General features: G+C 71.1%; 15 protein-coding genes. 11 read left to right on the top strand and 4 right to left on the bottom strand.

Annotated elements, in window-relative coordinates:
- Positions 1 to 37 precede the first annotated feature (37 nt).
- The 8 genes from ABZT93_RS08450 to ABZT93_RS08415 are packed head-to-tail and all read left to right on the top strand — an operon-like array spanning position 38 to position 7,871.
- A complete protein-coding gene (locus ABZT93_RS08450; RefSeq protein WP_356100840.1) occupies positions 38 to 1,111 on the top strand; it encodes a sugar ABC transporter substrate-binding protein in 1,074 nt (357 codons plus the stop codon).
- Positions 1,108 to 2,601, top strand: coding sequence for a sugar ABC transporter ATP-binding protein (locus ABZT93_RS08445; protein ID WP_356100837.1), 1,494 nt, complete (start codon positions 1,108 to 1,110; stop codon positions 2,599 to 2,601). Before ABZT93_RS08450 ends, ABZT93_RS08445 begins: the two co-directional genes overlap by 4 nt.
- Entirely contained in the window at positions 2,594 to 3,619 is a 1,026-nt protein-coding gene (locus ABZT93_RS08440) for an ABC transporter permease (protein ID WP_356100835.1), read from the top strand. Before ABZT93_RS08445 ends, ABZT93_RS08440 begins: the two co-directional genes overlap by 8 nt.
- A 35-nt stretch (positions 3,620 to 3,654) precedes the next feature.
- Positions 3,655 to 5,004, top strand: a complete 1,350-nt coding sequence (locus ABZT93_RS08435; protein ID WP_356100831.1) for an L-fuconate dehydratase — start codon at positions 3,655 to 3,657, stop codon at positions 5,002 to 5,004.
- Complete coding sequence (locus tag ABZT93_RS08430; protein WP_356100830.1) at positions 5,001 to 5,756, top strand: SDR family oxidoreductase; 756 nt, start codon at positions 5,001 to 5,003, stop codon at positions 5,754 to 5,756. The genes ABZT93_RS08435 and ABZT93_RS08430 overlap by 4 nt, the downstream gene beginning before the upstream one ends.
- A complete protein-coding gene (locus ABZT93_RS08425) occupies positions 5,753 to 6,727 on the top strand; it encodes an aldo/keto reductase (protein WP_356100827.1) in 975 nt (324 codons plus the stop codon). Before ABZT93_RS08430 ends, ABZT93_RS08425 begins: the two co-directional genes overlap by 4 nt.
- Positions 6,724 to 7,038, top strand: a complete 315-nt coding sequence (locus ABZT93_RS08420; RefSeq protein WP_356100824.1) for an L-rhamnose mutarotase — start codon at positions 6,724 to 6,726, stop codon at positions 7,036 to 7,038. Before ABZT93_RS08425 ends, ABZT93_RS08420 begins: the two co-directional genes overlap by 4 nt.
- Positions 7,035 to 7,871 carry an amidohydrolase family protein gene (locus ABZT93_RS08415; RefSeq protein WP_356100821.1) on the top strand — a complete coding sequence of 279 codons (837 nt, stop codon included), beginning with the start codon at positions 7,035 to 7,037 and terminating at the stop codon, positions 7,869 to 7,871. The genes ABZT93_RS08420 and ABZT93_RS08415 overlap by 4 nt, the downstream gene beginning before the upstream one ends.
- Before the next feature lie 13 nt (positions 7,872 to 7,884).
- Here the strand turns inward: ABZT93_RS08415 and ABZT93_RS08410 are convergent, their stop codons facing one another.
- Positions 7,885 to 9,306 carry a lipase maturation factor family protein gene (locus tag ABZT93_RS08410; protein WP_356100818.1) on the bottom strand — a complete coding sequence of 474 codons (1,422 nt, stop codon included), beginning with the start codon at positions 9,304 to 9,306 and terminating at the stop codon, positions 7,885 to 7,887.
- Positions 9,307 to 9,391: 85 nt separating this feature from the next.
- Here ABZT93_RS08410 and ABZT93_RS08405 point away from each other — a divergent pair, with 85 nt between their 5' ends.
- From ABZT93_RS08405 to ABZT93_RS08395, 3 genes are all read left to right on the top strand, one after another.
- Positions 9,392 to 10,537: a DUF6777 domain-containing protein gene (locus ABZT93_RS08405; protein ID WP_356100815.1), complete on the top strand. Its 1,146-nt coding sequence runs from the start codon at positions 9,392 to 9,394 to the stop codon at positions 10,535 to 10,537.
- 62 nt (positions 10,538 to 10,599) lie between these two features.
- On the top strand, positions 10,600 to 12,687 hold the full coding sequence (locus tag ABZT93_RS08400; protein WP_356100813.1) for a SpoIIE family protein phosphatase: 2,088 nt from the start codon (positions 10,600 to 10,602) through the stop codon (positions 12,685 to 12,687).
- Between the two features lie 36 nt (positions 12,688 to 12,723).
- Positions 12,724 to 13,587: a DNA-formamidopyrimidine glycosylase family protein gene (locus tag ABZT93_RS08395; protein ID WP_356100810.1), complete on the top strand. Its 864-nt coding sequence runs from the start codon at positions 12,724 to 12,726 to the stop codon at positions 13,585 to 13,587.
- A gap of 10 nt (positions 13,588 to 13,597) precedes the next feature.
- Here ABZT93_RS08395 and ABZT93_RS08390 read toward each other — a convergent pair whose 3' ends face one another.
- The 3 genes from ABZT93_RS08390 to ABZT93_RS08380 all read right to left on the bottom strand — a co-directional run bounded on the left by ABZT93_RS08390 (position 13,598) and on the right by ABZT93_RS08380 (position 15,609).
- Entirely contained in the window at positions 13,598 to 14,251 is a 654-nt protein-coding gene (locus ABZT93_RS08390) for a zf-HC2 domain-containing protein (RefSeq protein ID WP_356100807.1), read from the bottom strand.
- Positions 14,252 to 14,411: 160 nt separating this feature from the next.
- Positions 14,412 to 14,927 (bottom strand): hypothetical protein, encoded by a 516-nt coding sequence (locus tag ABZT93_RS08385; protein WP_356100806.1) that lies wholly within the window; start codon positions 14,925 to 14,927, stop codon positions 14,412 to 14,414.
- A gap of 136 nt (positions 14,928 to 15,063) precedes the next feature.
- A complete protein-coding gene (locus tag ABZT93_RS08380) occupies positions 15,064 to 15,609 on the bottom strand; it encodes a sigma-70 family RNA polymerase sigma factor (protein ID WP_028807581.1) in 546 nt (181 codons plus the stop codon).
- Positions 15,610 to 15,688: the final 79 nt, after the last annotated feature.

Below are 15,688 nucleotides of genomic sequence, written 5' to 3'. Positions count from 1 at the left end.
TCGACCACGCGAATCACGCTCAACGAGGAGCCGCCAGATGCCCGGTAGAACAGTGGGGAAGCGGAACAGGATCCGGATCATCGGTGCGGTGGCCGCGGCCGCGAGCGCCTCGCTCGTGCTCGCCGCGTGCGGCAGTACCAAGGACACCGGCAGCGCCGGAAGTGCGGGAGGCGACGGGAGCGGCAAGGTAGGCGTGATCCTGCCGCTGCTGACCTCGCCGTTCTGGCAGTCGTACAACGACTACGTGCCCAAGATGGCCAAGTCCGAGGGGGTGGACACGCTGAAGACGGTCAACTCCAACAGCGACCCCTCCCAGCAGATCACCGACATCAACAACGAGCTCAACCAGGGCGTCAAGGGCCTGGTCGTCGCCCCGCTGGACAGCGCGGCCATCGAGGCCGGCCTCGACCAGGCCGAACGCAAGGGCGTCCCGGTCGTCGCCGTCGACGTGGCCCCCGACAAGGGCAAGGTCGCCATGGTCGTACGGGCGAACAACGTGTCGTACGGCGAGAAGGCCTGCCAGTACCTCGGGGAGCAGATCCCCTCGGGCAAGGTGGTGCAGATCATGGGCGACCTGGCCTCCGTCAACGGCCGCGACCGCTCCGAGGCCTTCCGGGCCTGTGTGAAGAAGAACTTCCCGAAGCTCAAGGTGCTGGAGATCCCCGCCAAGTGGGAGTCCGACACGGCCGCCTCCCAGCTGAGCACCCTCCTGAACGCCAACCCCGACATCAAGGGCATCTACATGCAGGCCGGCGGCGTCTACCTCGCGCCGACCCTGCAGACCCTGAAGTCCAAGGGCATGCTGAAGAAGGCCGGGCAGGCGGGCCACATCCGCATCGTCTCCAACGACGGCATCCCGCAGGAGTTCGACGCCATCCGCAAGGGCGAGATCGACGCCACCGTCTCCCAGCCCGCCGACCTGTACGCCAAGTACGGCATGTACTACATCAAGGCGGCGATGGAGGGGAAGACCTTCAAGCCCGGCCCGACCGACCACGACTCCACGATCGTCAAGCTGTCGAGCGGCATCCTGGAGGACCAGCTGCCCGCGCCCCTGGTCACCAAGGACAACGTCGACGACCCCAAGCTGTGGGGCAACACGGTCAAATGAGCACTCCACTCGTTGAAGCCCAGGGGATCGTCAAGCGGTACGGCCCCACGACCGCCCTCGCCGACGGTCGCCTGACCGTCCTGCCCGGCGAGTCCCACGCCCTCGTCGGCCGCAACGGCGCGGGCAAGTCCACCCTCGTGACGATCCTCACCGGTCTCCAGGCCCCCGACGAGGGCACCGTCCGCTTCGACGGCGAGCCCGCGCCCCCGCTCACCGACCGGGACGCCTGGCGCGGCAAGGTCGCCTGCGTCTACCAGAAACCCACCGTCGTACCCGAGTTGACGGTCGCCGAGAACCTCTTCATCAACCGGCAGCCTCTGAAGAGGGGCCTCATCAGCTGGCGCAGGCTGCACAAGGAGGCCGCCGAACTCCTCGACACCTGGGACGTGGGCGTCGACCCGCAGGCGCGCACCGCCGACCTCAAGGTCGAGGACCGTCAAATGGTGGAGATCGCACGGGCGTTGAGCTTCGGTGCCCGCTTCATCGTCCTCGACGAGCCGACCGCTCAGCTCGACAAACGGGAGATCGAGCGGCTCTTCAGCAGGATGCGCTCGCTGCAGGACTCCGGTGTCACCTTCCTGTTCATCTCGCACCACCTCCAGGAGGTGTACGAGGTGTGCCAGACGGTGACGGTCCTCAGGGACGCCCGCTGGATCACCACGGCCCCGGTCGCCGGCATGCCCAGGACGTCCCTGATCGAGGCGATGGCCGGCGAGACCGTCGCCGAACAGGCCGTACAGCTCAGGCAGGTCGAGGACACCGCGCCCGTCCTCCTCGACGCCCGCGGCCTCACCTCGGACGCCTACGAGGACGTCGACCTCACTGTGCGCCGCGGTGAGGTCGTCGGACTCGCCGGCATCAGCGGCAGCGGCAAGATCGAGCTCGCCGAGTCCTTCACGGGGCTGCACACCCCGACCAGCGGCACGGCCCGACTCGACGGCAGGCCCCTGCCGTTCGGCGATGTGCAGGCCTCCTTGAAGGCCGGCGTCGGCTTCGTGCCTCGGGACCGGCACGCCCAGGGCCTGGTCTTCGCGATGACCATCGGCGACAACGCCACCCTCAGCGTCCTGGACCGGCTCGGCCGCCACGGCTTCGTCGGCACCGACCGCAAGCGCGGCTTCGCCACCGAGCTGATCGACCGGCTCGACATCCACACCGAGGGCCCCGACCAGCCCGTCTCCGACCTCTCCGGCGGCAACGCGCAGAAGGTCGTCATGGCGCGCGCCCTCGCCTCCGACCCCCGTCTGCTGGTTCTCATCAACCCCACCGCGGGCGTCGACGTGAAGTCCAAGGAGTCCCTGCTCTCCCGCGTGGACACCGCCCGTGAGGACGGCACCGCGGTCCTCGTCGTCTCCGACGAACTCGACGACCTGCGCCGCTGCGACCGCGTCCTCGTCCTCTTCCACGGCCGCGTGGTCGCCGAGCACCCGGCCGGCTGGAACGACCACGAGCTGATCGCCTCCATCGAAGGAGTGGACCACCATGGCTGACACCCAGGCTCCGCCGGTGAAGCAGGCGCGGGTGCCCGAGGTACGGGCGGCCCGGACGGTCCTGCTCCGCCGCGCCCGCGAACTCGCCCTCGTGCCCGCTCTGTTGCTGCTCATGGTGCTCGGCGCGTTCGTCAACGACTCGTTCCTCACCGAACGCAACCTGATCTCCATCCTCGGCGCCTCGGCCGCCCTCGCGATGGTGGTGCTGGCCGAGTCGCTCGTCCTGATCACCGGCAAGTTCGACCTCTCCCTGGAGTCGGTGGTCGGCATCGCGCCCGCCGTGGGAGCCCTGCTCGTCCTGCCCGCCGCGCAGTCCGGCTGGGGGACCGAGTTCCCGGCCGTCCTCGCCATGCTGGCGATCCTCGTCGTGGGCGCGGTGGTCGGCGCCTTCAACGGCATCCTGGTCGTGAAGTTCAAGCTCAACGCGTTCATCGTGACGCTCGCGATGCTGATCGTGCTGCGCGGACTGCTCGTCGGCGCCACCAAGGGCAAGACCCTCTTCGGCATGCCGGACAGCTTCTACTCCCTGGCCACCACGACCTTCCTCACCATCCCGATGTCCGTGTGGCTCGCCGCCGTCGCCTTCGCCGTCACCGGTCTCGTCCTCAAGTACCACCGCGTCGGCCGCTCCCTGTACGCCATCGGCGGCAACCCGGACGCGGCCCGCGCCGCCGGGATCCGCGTGGAGCGCGTGATGCTCGGCGTGTTCGTCGTGGCCGGGGTCCTCGCCTCCGTCGGCGGCATCATGCAGACCGGTTATGTCGGCGCGATCAGCGCCAACCAGGGCCAGAACATGATCTTCACCGTGTTCGCGGCGGCGGTGATCGGCGGCATCAGCCTCGACGGCGGCAAGGGCACCATGTTCGGTGCCCTGACCGGCGTCCTCCTGCTGGGCGTCGTACAGAACCTGCTCACGCTCGCCCAGGTGCCGTCCTTCTGGATCCAGGCCATCTACGGCGGAATCATCCTGGTCGCCCTCATGATCGCCCGTGTCACGACGGGGCGTGCCCAGGACTGAGCCCGGCCGCCCCGTCCCCTACCGAAAGGCCTTCCGTGTCCTCGACCCCCGCCCGTGTCACCGCGGTAGACACCTACGACATCCGCTTCCCCACCTCGCGCGAGCTCGACGGCTCCGACGCGATGAACCCGGACCCCGATTACTCGGCGGCCTATGTCGTGCTGCGCACGGACGCGGCCGACGGGCACGAGGGACACGGATTCACCTTCACCATCGGGCGGGGCAACGAGGTCCAGGTCGCCGCCATCGAGGCGCTGCGCGGGCATGTGGTGGGACGGTCCGTCGACGAGCTGTGCGCGGATCCGGGAACGCTGAACCGCGACCTGATCGGCGACAGCCAGCTGCGCTGGCTCGGCCCCGAGAAGGGCGTGATGCACATGGCGATCGGCGCGGTCGTCAACGCCGTGTGGGACCTGGCCGCCAAACGCGCGGACAAGCCGCTGTGGCGGCTGCTGGCCGAGGGCGACCCCGAGTGGCTGGTCGCGCAGATCGACTTCCGCTACCTCACGGACGCACTCACTCCCGAGGAGGCACTGGAGATCCTGCGGCGGGGGCGTGCGGGCTCGCGGGAGCGTGTCGAAACGCTCCTGGAGCGTGGCTACCCCGCCTACACCACCTCCGCCGGCTGGCTCGGCTACGACGACGAGAAGCTCACCCGGCTCGCCGCCGAGGCCGTCGCCGACGGTTTCCGGCAGATCAAGCTCAAGGTCGGTGCGGATCTCCAGGACGACATTCGGCGGTGCCGGGTCGCCCGCCGGGTCGTCGGCCCCGACATCCGTATGGCGATCGACGCCAACCAGCGCTGGGACGTGGCGGAGGCGATCCGCTGGACCAGGGCGCTCGCCGAGTTCGACCCGTACTGGATCGAGGAGCCCACCAGTCCGGACGACATCCTCGGCCACGCGGCCATCCGTGAGGCCGTCGCCCCGGTCAAGGTCGCCACCGGCGAGCACGTCCAGAACCGGGTCGTCTTCAAGCAACTCCTCCAGGCAGGCGCTCTCGACGTCGTGCAGATCGACGCGGCCCGCGTCGGCGGTGTCAACGAGAACCTCGCCATCCTGCTGCTCGCCGCCAAGTTCGGTGTGCCGGTCTGCCCGCACGCGGGCGGCGTCGGCCTGTGCGAACTCGTCCAGCACCTGTCGATGTTCGACTACGTGGCCGTCACCGGCACCACCGAGGACCGGGTCATCGAGTACGTCGACCATCTGCACGACCACTTCCTCGACCCCGTGGTGATCCGCGAGGGCCACTACACGGCTCCCACCGCACCCGGCTTCTCGGCGGCCATGCGGCCGGAGTCCATCGCGCGGTACACGTTCCCCGACGGAGCCTTCTGGGCAGAAGACCTCGCCGACGACACACAGAAGAAGGGGCAGGCGGCATGAGCGACTTCGAGGGGCTGCGGGCCCTGGTGACCGGTGGCGCCTCCGGCATCGGCCGGGCCACCGCCGAACTCCTTCTCGCGCGCGGCGCCCGGGTCGCCGTCCTCGACCTGGACCCCTCGTCCGTCGAGAAGCCGCTGCTGGCATACCGCGCAGACGTCACCGACGACACCTCCGTGCGCGCGGCCGTCGCCGCGGCCGCGGCCGACCTGGGCGGACTCGACATCGTGGTCAACAACGCGGGCATCGGCGCCCAGGGCACGGTCGCGGACAACGACGACGAGGAATGGCACCGCGTCCTCGACGTCAACGTCGTCGGCATGGTCCGGGTGGCCCGCGCCGCCCTGCCCCACCTGCGCGAGTCCGCGCACGCGGCGATCGTGAACACCTCGTCGATCGGGGCCACCGCCGGGCTTCCGCAGCGGGCGCTGTACTGCGCGAGCAAGGGGGCGGTGTACTCCCTGACCCTCGCCATGGCCGCCGACCACGTCCGCGAGGGCATCCGCGTGAACTGCGTCAACCCCGGCACCGCGGACACCCCGTGGATCGGTCGCCTCCTCGCCAAGGCCCCCGACCCGGCCGCCGAACGTGCCGCCCTGGAGGCCCGCCAGCCCACCGGCCGCCTCGTCTCGGCCGACGAGGTCGCGGGCGCCATCGCCTACCTGGCGAGCCCCCTCTCCGGCGCCACCACCGGCACCTCCCTCGCCGTCGACGGCGGCATGCAGGGCCTGCGCCTGAGGCCGGTGGGGCAGTGAACACCCACACCCTCGGCAGCAGCGGCGTCCCGGTCAGCGGGCTCGGCTTCGGGGCCGCCGTCATCGGCAACCTGTTCACCGAGGTGACCGACGAGCAGGCCCACGACGCGGTCACCGCCGCCTGGCAGCGCGGCATCCGCTACTTCGACACCGCCCCCCACTACGGACTGGGCCTGTCGGAACGCAGGCTGGGAGAGGTCCTGAGCGCCTTTCCGCGCGCCGAGTACACGGTCTCCACGAAGGTCGGCCGCCGGCTGGAGCCGTCCACGGACGGTGGCGACGACCTCGCGAGCGGCTTCGCGGTCCCCGCCATCCGGCGCCGCGTCTGGGACTTCAGCGCGGACGGCGTACGACGCACCCTTGAGGCGAGCCTCGAACGGCTCGGCCTCGACCGCGTGGACGTCGTCTACCTCCACGACCCCGACGACCATGCTGAGCAAGCCTTCCACGAGGGCTATCCGGCTCTGGAGAAGCTCCGTTCGGAGGGTGTCGTCGGGGCGATCGGCGCCGGCATGAACCAGGCCGAGATGCTCACCCGCTTCGTCCGCGAGACCGACGTCGACGTGGTGCTGTGCGCCGGCCGCCACACCCTGCTCGACCAGAGCGCGCGCACCGAACTGCTGCCCGCCGCCGTCGAGCGGGGCGTCTCGGTGGTGATCGGCGGTGCCTTCAACTCCGGACTACTGGCGGACCCGAGGCCGGGGGCGACGTACAACTACGCGCAGGCTCCGGGGGACCTGCTGGACCGAGCCCTGCGCATGCGGGAGGTCGCCGAGCGGCACGGCATCAGCCTGCGGGCCGCCGCCCTCGCCTTCTGCGCCGCCCACCCGGCCGTGGCGAGCGTCCTGGTGGGCGCCCGCTCGGCGGCCGAGGTCCGGGACGCCGCCGACCAGTTCGCCACACCCGTGCCCCCTGCCTTCTGGCAGGAGCTGCGCGACACCGGTCTCCTGACCGCCGAGGAGCCGTCATGAGAGTCGCCCTGCACACCAGGGTCCGCGCGGACCGTGTCGAGGAGTACGAGGCGGCCCACCGCGAGGTCCCCGTCGAACTGACCGACGCGATCCGCGCCGCCGGGGCCACCTCCTGGACGATCTGGCGCAGCGGCACCGACCTCTTCCACGTCCTGGAGTGCGAGGACTACGGCCGCCTGCTCGCCGAACTGGAGAAGCTCCCGGTGAACGTCACCTGGCAGGCCCGCATGGCCGAACTCCTCGACGTGGTGCACGACTACTCCGGCGAGGGCGCCGACGCGGGCCTGCCCGTCGTGTGGGAGCTGCCGTGACGGTCGTGGACGCGCACCACCACGTGTGGGACCTGTCGGTGCGGGACCAGGACTGGATCGCCGAGGACAGCCCGCTGCGACGGAACTTCACCGTGCGGGACCTCGCACCCGAGGCCCGCGCGGCGGGAGTCGACCGCACGGTCCTCGTCCAGACGGTCACCGTCCCCGAGGAGACCCCGGAGTTCCTCGCCCTCGCGGCCGGGCACGAGCTGATCGCGGGCGTCGTCGGCTGGACCGACCTGACCCGCCCCGACGTGGCCGACGAGCTGGCCCGGCTGCGGCAACTCCCCGGCGGCACCTACCTCAAGGGCATCCGCCACCAGGTCCAGGGCGAGCCGGACCCCGAGTGGCTGCTGCGCCCGGACGTACGCCGGGGCCTGGCCGCGGTGGCCGACGCAGGCCTGGTCTACGACCTGGTCGTCCTCCCGCACCAGCTGCCCGCCTGCGTCAAGGCGGCCGAGTCGCTGCCGCAACTCACCGTCGTCCTGGACCACTTGGGCAAGCCACCCATCGCCTCCGGCACGCTGGAACCCTGGACGACCGACGTGCGCGCCCTCGCCGGCCTCCCCAACACCGTCTGCAAACTCTCCGGCATGGTCACCGAGGCGGACCTCGCGACCTGGACCACCGACGACCTTCGCCCGTACGCCGACACCGTCCTGGACGCCTTCGGCCCGGACCGTCTGATGTTCGGCTCGGACTGGCCGGTGTGCACCCTGGGGGCCACCTACGGCGAGATGATGTCCGTGTCGAAGCAACTCACCGCAGGTCTCGGCGCGTCCGAACGCGCCGACGTCTTCGGCGGTACGGCCACCCGGACCTACGGCCTCTGAGCTGCGGCCGGGGTCAGGCCTGCCGAACCGGCTGCGCCAACCGTGTGGGCGGCAGGAACTCCCGCACATACGTCCGCTCCCAGCACGCCCCCGTCTCCCGCAGCTCCCGCCACGTCGTGTACCGGTACCGGAAGAGACGGGCCCGGACATAGCGGGGCGGCTCGTCCGCCGGGAACGGGGAGCGGCGCAACAGCCTCAGCGTGGCGGGGTCGTTCTCCAGGAGCCGTTCGACCATCGTGCCGAACCACGCCCCCGCGTACGCCGGGGACAGCGCGGCGAACCACATCATCCAGTCCAGGCGCAGATGGTAGGGCGCGAACTGGCGCGGCCACCGCCGTGGATCACCCGGCTTGCCCTTGAACTCGTACTCCTTCCACTCCGAGTCCTGGCGCGGTACGTCGTCCGCGGTGCCCTCGACCACCACCTCGTAGCGGATCCGGCTGACGCTGCCGAACGCGCCGTAGGTGTTGACGAGATGGAGCGGGTCGAAGGAACGGTTCATGATCTGGCTCCGGGAGATCATGTTGCGGACCGGGTGGTAGCTCAGGGCGAGGAGGAGCGCGGCGACGGCGAGGACCGTCACCTCGTACCAGAGCGGGGTGGCGGGCAGATCGGGCGCGTCCCCCGGGAGTTTCAGCGCCGACGCCGCCAGCACGATCGTGATCCAGTTCAGCCAGGCGAAGTTGCCGGAGAGCACCAGCCACAGCTGGGTCACGATCATCAGGGACGCGGCGGCCGTGGCGATCGGCTGCGGGGCGAACAGCAGAAACGGCACGGCGAGTTGGGTGACGTGGTTCGCGGCCACCTCCACCCGGTGCAGAGGCTTCGGCAGACGGTGGAAGAACCAGCTCAGCGGACCCGGCATCGGCTGCGTCTCGTGGTGGTGGTCCAGACAGGTGAGCTTGCGCCAGCAGGCGTCGCCGCGCATCTTGATGAGCCCCGCGCCGAACTCGACCCGGAACAGGACCCAGCGCAGCAGGAACAACACCACGACCGGCGGGGCCACTTCGTCATTGCCGAGGAACACCGCGAGGAACCCGACCTCAAGGAGCAGGGACTCCCAGCCGAAGCCGTACCAGGTCTGGCCCACGTTGACGATCGACAGATACAGCAGCCACGGCACCAGCCACAGCAGCATCCCGCCCCACAGCGGCAGCCACGAGTCCAGGCCCGCCGCCAGCGCGAGCGCCACCGCGCAGCCCGTCCCCGCGCACAGGGCGAAGAAGCGGTCCGAGTAGTGGAGTTGGAAGAGGCTCGGTGCCCGCCGGAAGGGGACCCGGGCGACGAACCGGGGGATCGGCAGCATGCCGCGCTCCCCGAGCAGGGCCCGGAACTGCAGGGCCGCCGCCAGGAACGCGACGAAGTACAGTCCGGCCAGAGCCCGCTGGAAGACCAGTCGGCTCAGCCAGTAGTCGGGTGCGGTGAACCATTCCACGGCCGTGCTCTCCTGCCTCCATTGTCCCGCCGAACCCCCGCGTGACGCTCCGTGTACCTCTCCTCCGCTTGCGTAACCCAAGCGAGTGAAGCAGACAATAGGGGCGAACTGCCCGGACGAACGGGAGAACACGGTGCGGACACCGACCAGAACCCTCGTCACGGCCTGCGCGCTCGCGGCGGCACTCCTCGTCGCCGGATGCGGGGTCGACGGTGGCGGCGACAACACCGCCGCGGCGAGGGGTGAACTCTTCCTGCAGCCGGCGGCGGCCCAGGGGCCGGACCCCTTCACCCGCTCGGCGGCGATAACGCCCCCGCCCCTCACCCGAACTCCGCCACGGGACCCGGACGCCCCCCGGACCGTCTCCGGCGGGACGCCCGGCCTCTACGGCGGCACCGTGCGCGTCGCCGGCTGCGACGTGGCACGGCAGATCGACGACCTGACCTCCGACCGGTCCAGGACGAACGCGTTCGCGCAGGTCGCGGGCATCCCACCGGCCTCGGTCCCGGACTACCTGCGCGGCCTCGCCCCGGTCGTCCTGCGCGCCGACACCCGGGTCACCGACCACGGCTACCGCGACGGCCGGGCGAGCGGCCGCCAGTCCGTCCTCCAGGCGGGTACCGCCGTCCTCGTCGACGACCGGGGCGTCCCGCGCGTCCGCTGCGCCTGCGGCAACCCCCTGACGCCGCCGGTGGAGATACGGGGCGGCGTGGTCGTGGGCGGGCAGCCGTGGCCCGGATACCGACTCGCCCGGACGGTCGTGGTGGCCCCCAGCGCGCAGGTAATCACCGACATCAGGATCATCGACCTCGTCGACCACTCCTGGATCGAACGCCGGATCGACCACGACTGCCGTCACGACCACGTCGTACCCCGGCCGAGGCCGCAACCGTCGACCCTGGGCGACGGCACGCCCCTCACTCCGGAGAGTGCCGCGCGGGACTGTGGGACGCCGACGCCGACGCCGACCCCGACCGCCACCGTCAAGCCCACCGTCCCCACCACCCCGCCGCCCGCGATGCGGCACCCGACGCGGCCCGGGACCCCCGTGGTCCCGCCGGGCGGCACCCGTACGACCGCCCCCGCGGACCCCGAGACCGGGATCGGCCCCGAGACCGTCCCGGACACCCCCGACCTCCCGGACGGCGGCGGGCTGATCCCCGACGCACCGGCGGAGCCGGCCGGCGCGGACGCCGTCTTCGGCAGCCCCACCCACGTCTTCGGTGCCTGACGGTCGCGGAGGGCACCGTCTCCCACTCGAAGAATCGGGCAAATACTGGCAAGGTGGGCCCCATGGTTGATCGGGGAGCGAGCGCCCTGTCACTCCCGGACGACTGGCCCGCCCACCCGGACCCGATCCTGGCGCTCAACCGCATGGGCAGCTTCGACTGGGACCTGAACACCGGTCTGTTCCACATGGACGCCCAGGCCCACGAGGTCTTCGACCTGCGCCCCGACGAATACGACGGAAACCCGATCAGCCTCGCCGTCCGGGTCCCGAGGGCCGAGGCGCACCGCCTGGACGCCCTGGTCGCCCAGGCCATCAAGGACGGCAGCGAGAACTACGGCACCTACTTCCGCCTGCGCTGCCGTGACGGCACCCTGCGCTGGACCCACACCCAGGGCTACATCCGGCGCGACGAGACCGGACGCCCGCGCCGGATCATCGGGATCGTCCGTGACGCCACCCAGGAGATGGGCGAACTGGAAGCCCGCCGGGAGCAGGCCGCCCAGGACGAGGCCCGGCGCCGGCAGACCAACGTCGTCCAGCTCACCACGGCCGCCCTCGCCCACGCCCGGACCGTCCAGGACGTCATCGACGTCCTCAAGGACACCCACGGCCTCACCCACCTCGGCGCCACCAGCCTCGTCATGGGCCTGGTCGAGGCGGGCCGCATCCGGCTGATCGCCGAGGGCCCCGCGGGCAGCTTCGTGCCCGGCACCGACATCACCCGGATCGACGAGCCGTACCCGATGAGCGAGGCCGTCCGCACGCTCAGCCCGCGGTTCATCGAGTCGCCGGAGGAGTTCGCGGACCGCTACCCGATCCTGTGGCCGCACATCACCGGCCTCAACATCACCTCCGCCGCCTACCTCCCGCTGATCGCCGAGGCCCGCCCGATCGGCGCCATGGGCCTGCTCTACAGCGACCGGTACGGCTTCACCACCGAGGACCGCAACGTCCTCATCGCCCTCGGCAGCAGCATCGCCCAGAGCCTTCAGCGGGCCATGCTCTACGAGCAGGAGAAGGACCTCGCCACCGGTCTCCAGCAGGCCATGCTGCCGCGCACCATCCCGAGCGTCCCCGGCGCCGACGTCGCCGTGCGCTACCGGGCCGCCGGCGCCGAGGGTTCGCTGCCCCGGGACATCGGCGGCGACTGGTACGACCTGATCCCGCTGCCGGGCGGCCGTGTCGGTGCCGTCATCGGCGACGTCCAGGGCCACGACACCCACGCCGCCGCCGTCATGGGCCAGCTGCGGATCGTGCTCAGGGCCTATGCCGCCGAGGGGCACACCCCGGCCACGGTGATGGCCCGGGCCTCCGTCTTCCTCCACGAGCTCGACACGGACCGCTTCGCGACCTGCCTGTACGCCGAGGCGGACCTGTCCACCGGAGTCGTCCAGGTGGTGCGCGCGGGCCACATCGACCCGCTGCTCCGGCACGCCGACGGCAGCTGCCGCCGGGCGACCGTCGACGGAGGACTGCCGCTCGGGCTGTCCGCCGAGTTCGGGCAGCTCGACTATCCCGTCTCCACCCTCGAACTCGACCCAGGGGGCACCCTGCTGCTGTGCACCGACGGGCTGGTCGAAGAGCCCGGCGCCGACCTCGACGACGGCATGAAGACCCTCTCCAAGCTCATCGCCGTGGGCCCCGTCGACGTGTGGGAGCTCGCCGACCGGCTCATCGACGTGGCCGAGGAACGCGGCGGCGACGACGACGTGGCACTGCTCCTGCTGCGCCGCCGCGGCCTGGACGCCCCGCAGTCCGGCGGCCGCCTCCAGCAACACGTGGCGGCGGGGGACCCCCAAGCCCTCACCGAGGCCCGGCACATGATCCGGGCCGCGGTCGGCACCTGGGGCGCACGGGAGCGCTCCGACGAGATCGAACTGGTCGCCGACGAGCTGATCACCAACGCCCTGATGCACACCGAGGGCTCCGCGATCGTCACCCTGCGGGTCATGACCCGTTCCGAACGGCGGATGCGCGTCGAGGTCGAGGACACCTCCAGCGCCCTGCCGCGCCGCCGGGAGGCGGGCGAGTCGGGGGTCTCGGGCCGGGGCCTGCTCCTGGTCGACCTGCTGAGCGACGTGTGGGGCGTGGAGGCGCGCGGCGGCGGGAAGTGCGTGTGGTGCGAGTTCGTCGTGGGGGAGCGGACCTGAGCTGACCACAGCGGCCCCCGGTGGCACTCTTGACGTATGCCGGAACTCCCCGAGGTGGAAGCGCTCAAGGACTTCCTGACCGAGAACCTGGTCGGCCACGAGATGGTGCGCGTGCTGCCGGTGGCCATCAGCGTCCTGAAGACGTACGACCCTCCGCTCACCGCCGTCGAGGGCCGCGAGGTGGTCGCCGTGCACCGCCACGGCAAGTTCCTCGACCTGGAGACGGAGGGCGGCCCGCACCTGGTCACCCATCTGGCCCGCGCGGGCTGGCTGCACTGGAAGGACCGCCTGCCCGACGGCCCGCCCCGCCCCGGCAAGGGGCCGCTCGCCCTCCGGGTGGCGTTGGAGACCGGCGCGGGCTTCGACCTGACGGAGGCGGGGACGCAGAAGCGCCTCGCGGTGTACGTGGTGGCCGACCCGCAGGAGGTTCCCGGCATCGCCCGACTGGGCCCGGACCCCCTCGCCGAGGATTTCGACGGGGCGAGGCTGGCCGCCCTCCTGAAGGGCGAACGCCGACAGCTGAAGGGCGCCCTGCGCGACCAGAGCCTCATCGCCGGTGTGGGCAACGCCTACAGCGACGAGATCCTGCACGCGGCGAGGATGTCCCCGTTCAAACTTGCGGCTTCCCTCACTCCCGAGGAGACGGAAAACCTCTACCGGGCCCTGCGCGCGACCCTCACCGAGGCGGTGGAACGGTCGAGAGGTGTGGCGGCGGGCCGTCTGAAGTCGGAGAAGAAGTCCGGCCTGCGGGTGCACGGCCGCACCGGCGATCCCTGCCCGGTCTGCGGCGACACCATCCGGGAGGTCTCCTTCAGCGACTCCTCGCTCCAGTACTGCCCCACCTGCCAGACGGGCGGCAAGCTCCTGGCGGACCGGCGGTTGTCGCGACTGCTCAAGTGACCGGACGTCGTCAGCCGGGATCCAGCGTCACCAGATGCTCCCCGCCCGACGTCCTGACCTCGTAGTGGTCGATCTGGTCGGCGTGGAAGGTGGAGCTGCCCATCATGGTGTTGTCGGCGGTGGCGTGCCCGGTGGCGTTCCAGCCGGTGACGGTCTCCTCCTTGCCGTCCTGGCTGATCGCGACCAGGTGACACGCGCGGGGGCCCGACTCGTCCTTCACCTTGAGTTCCACCTGGGTGCCCCAGTCCTCGTCCTCGGTGGTGACCTGGGCCCACACGCCGGAGCGGGCGTCGGTGGCCTCGATGCTGGTGGTCCCCGCCGCGTCGCCGCCCGTCGTCATCGCGAGGGTGGAACCGCCCACGGTCAGGACCACCGACGCGGCCACCGCGTACAACAGCCGCCTGCGCCGTGCCCGGTGGCGGGTCGCGACCTCGCCGAGGAGGCGGCCCAGGAGCTGGGGGCCGGGCTGGGCCATCGGGTGCACGGCCCGCGGTGTCGCCCGGCGGTACAGCATCATCTGTCGGGTCACAGGACCGAACTCGGTCACGTGTGCCGCGCACTTGGGGCACTCCATGAGGTGGTCCTCGAAGCGGAAGGCCTCCGCCTCGTCCAGCACGCCGAGCGCGTACGCGCCGACGTCGCGATGCCTCTCCAAGGACCTCATGCGGAAACCTCGTGCCGTTGGGTGTGGGTGGGGTTACTCCTTGCTCCCACCCGTACGCACCAGCCCGCCGAATCACTCAAGGCGTGCACAGAATCGTGACCAAGGGATTCGGAGCGGTCGGCCCCGCGGATTGGTCCGAATCGAAAGTAATCCAGAAGGGCTAGAACAGGTGGATGGCCAGATGCCCGAGGGGCAGCCCGAGCTGCCACGCCGGTGTCCACACCTTCGGCCCCTCGTCCTCGCCGACGCCCGCCGCGCCGCCCGGCACGGCGTTCAGATCGGGTGCGAGCAGCTCCGTCTCCTCCAGCCAGCGCCAGGCCGCGGCCGCGAGTTCGAGGTCCGCGGCGGGCTCGCCGGTGGCGACCGCCTCGGCGGTCAGCGCGGCCATCCGCTCGCACACCCAGTCCTGCCACGGCTGGTCGTACGCCGTCAGTGACAGCCAGTTCTCCAGCTGCGAGACGACCTGGATGCCGGAGAGCTCTCCCTCGGTGTCGGCGAGGAAGACGGTCAGCGCCAGCGCGTCCCGTCCGGCACGGAACTCGAAGGACGTCGGCGGCATCAGATCGCCGGAACGCAGGAGCTCGTCGGCGATGTACTCGGCGTACAACCAGGCCATGGGGACGATGAGTTCGCCTCCGCCGGTGCCGTCCGTGCTCTCTTGACCTCTGTGCAGCATCCCTTCCTGCCTTCCTCCGGTGCGTGCGCGTCGCCCGACCCCGGGCTCCCAGTCCGGAACACGGATGAGGACAGCCGATTACTCAACAGGGGTCTTCAGCAAGGCGCTTTACGGAGGTTTGACTTTCCCATTGGTTTCACCGCAGGTCGGCCGCGTATCCCGGAAGCACCCGGCGCAGGGCGCGCAGCGCGTAGTACGCGCGGGACTTCACGGTACCGGGCGGAATCCCCAGGATCTCGGCGGCCTCCGCCACACTCGCCCCCTGGAAATACACCAGCACCAGGACTTCACGGTGCTCTGGAGTGAGTGTCTTCACAGCCTCGCGTACGTCGAGGGCGGCGGCCGCCCGTTCGGCGTGGTCCGCGCACACCCGGGCGTTCTCCAGCACCGCGTCCCCGACCTCGGCCGGACGCGCCTGCCGGGCCCGCCGCGCGTCGATCGCGAGCCGCCGTCCCACGGTCAGCAGCCAGGGCCGTACGGACTCGAAGTCGTCGGCGCGCAGCGCCTCGGGGTGCTGCCAGGCGCGCACGAGAGTCTCCTGCACCAGGTCCTCGGCGCGCTGCCGGTCGCCGTCACTGAGCCGGAGCAGGAGCGCGAAGAGGGGCCGGCCGTGCTCCCGCTGCAGTGCGGCGAGCTCGTGCTCGGCGGTCGTCCCGTTCGTGAGGGTGGTTCCGGCCGTCATGGCCGTATGGCACCTCAGCGCGGGGCCGGGGGACAGGGCACGCACAAGGATCTGCGGCGGACGGTCGATCGCGTCGACG

This window comes from Streptomyces sp. NPDC005303 (assembly GCF_040607335.1).
GTDB lineage: Bacteria > Actinomycetota > Actinomycetes > Streptomycetales > Streptomycetaceae > Streptomyces.
The sequence above is the reverse complement of the archived record's forward strand: the minus strand, read 5'-3'. Positions and strand labels throughout refer to the sequence as shown.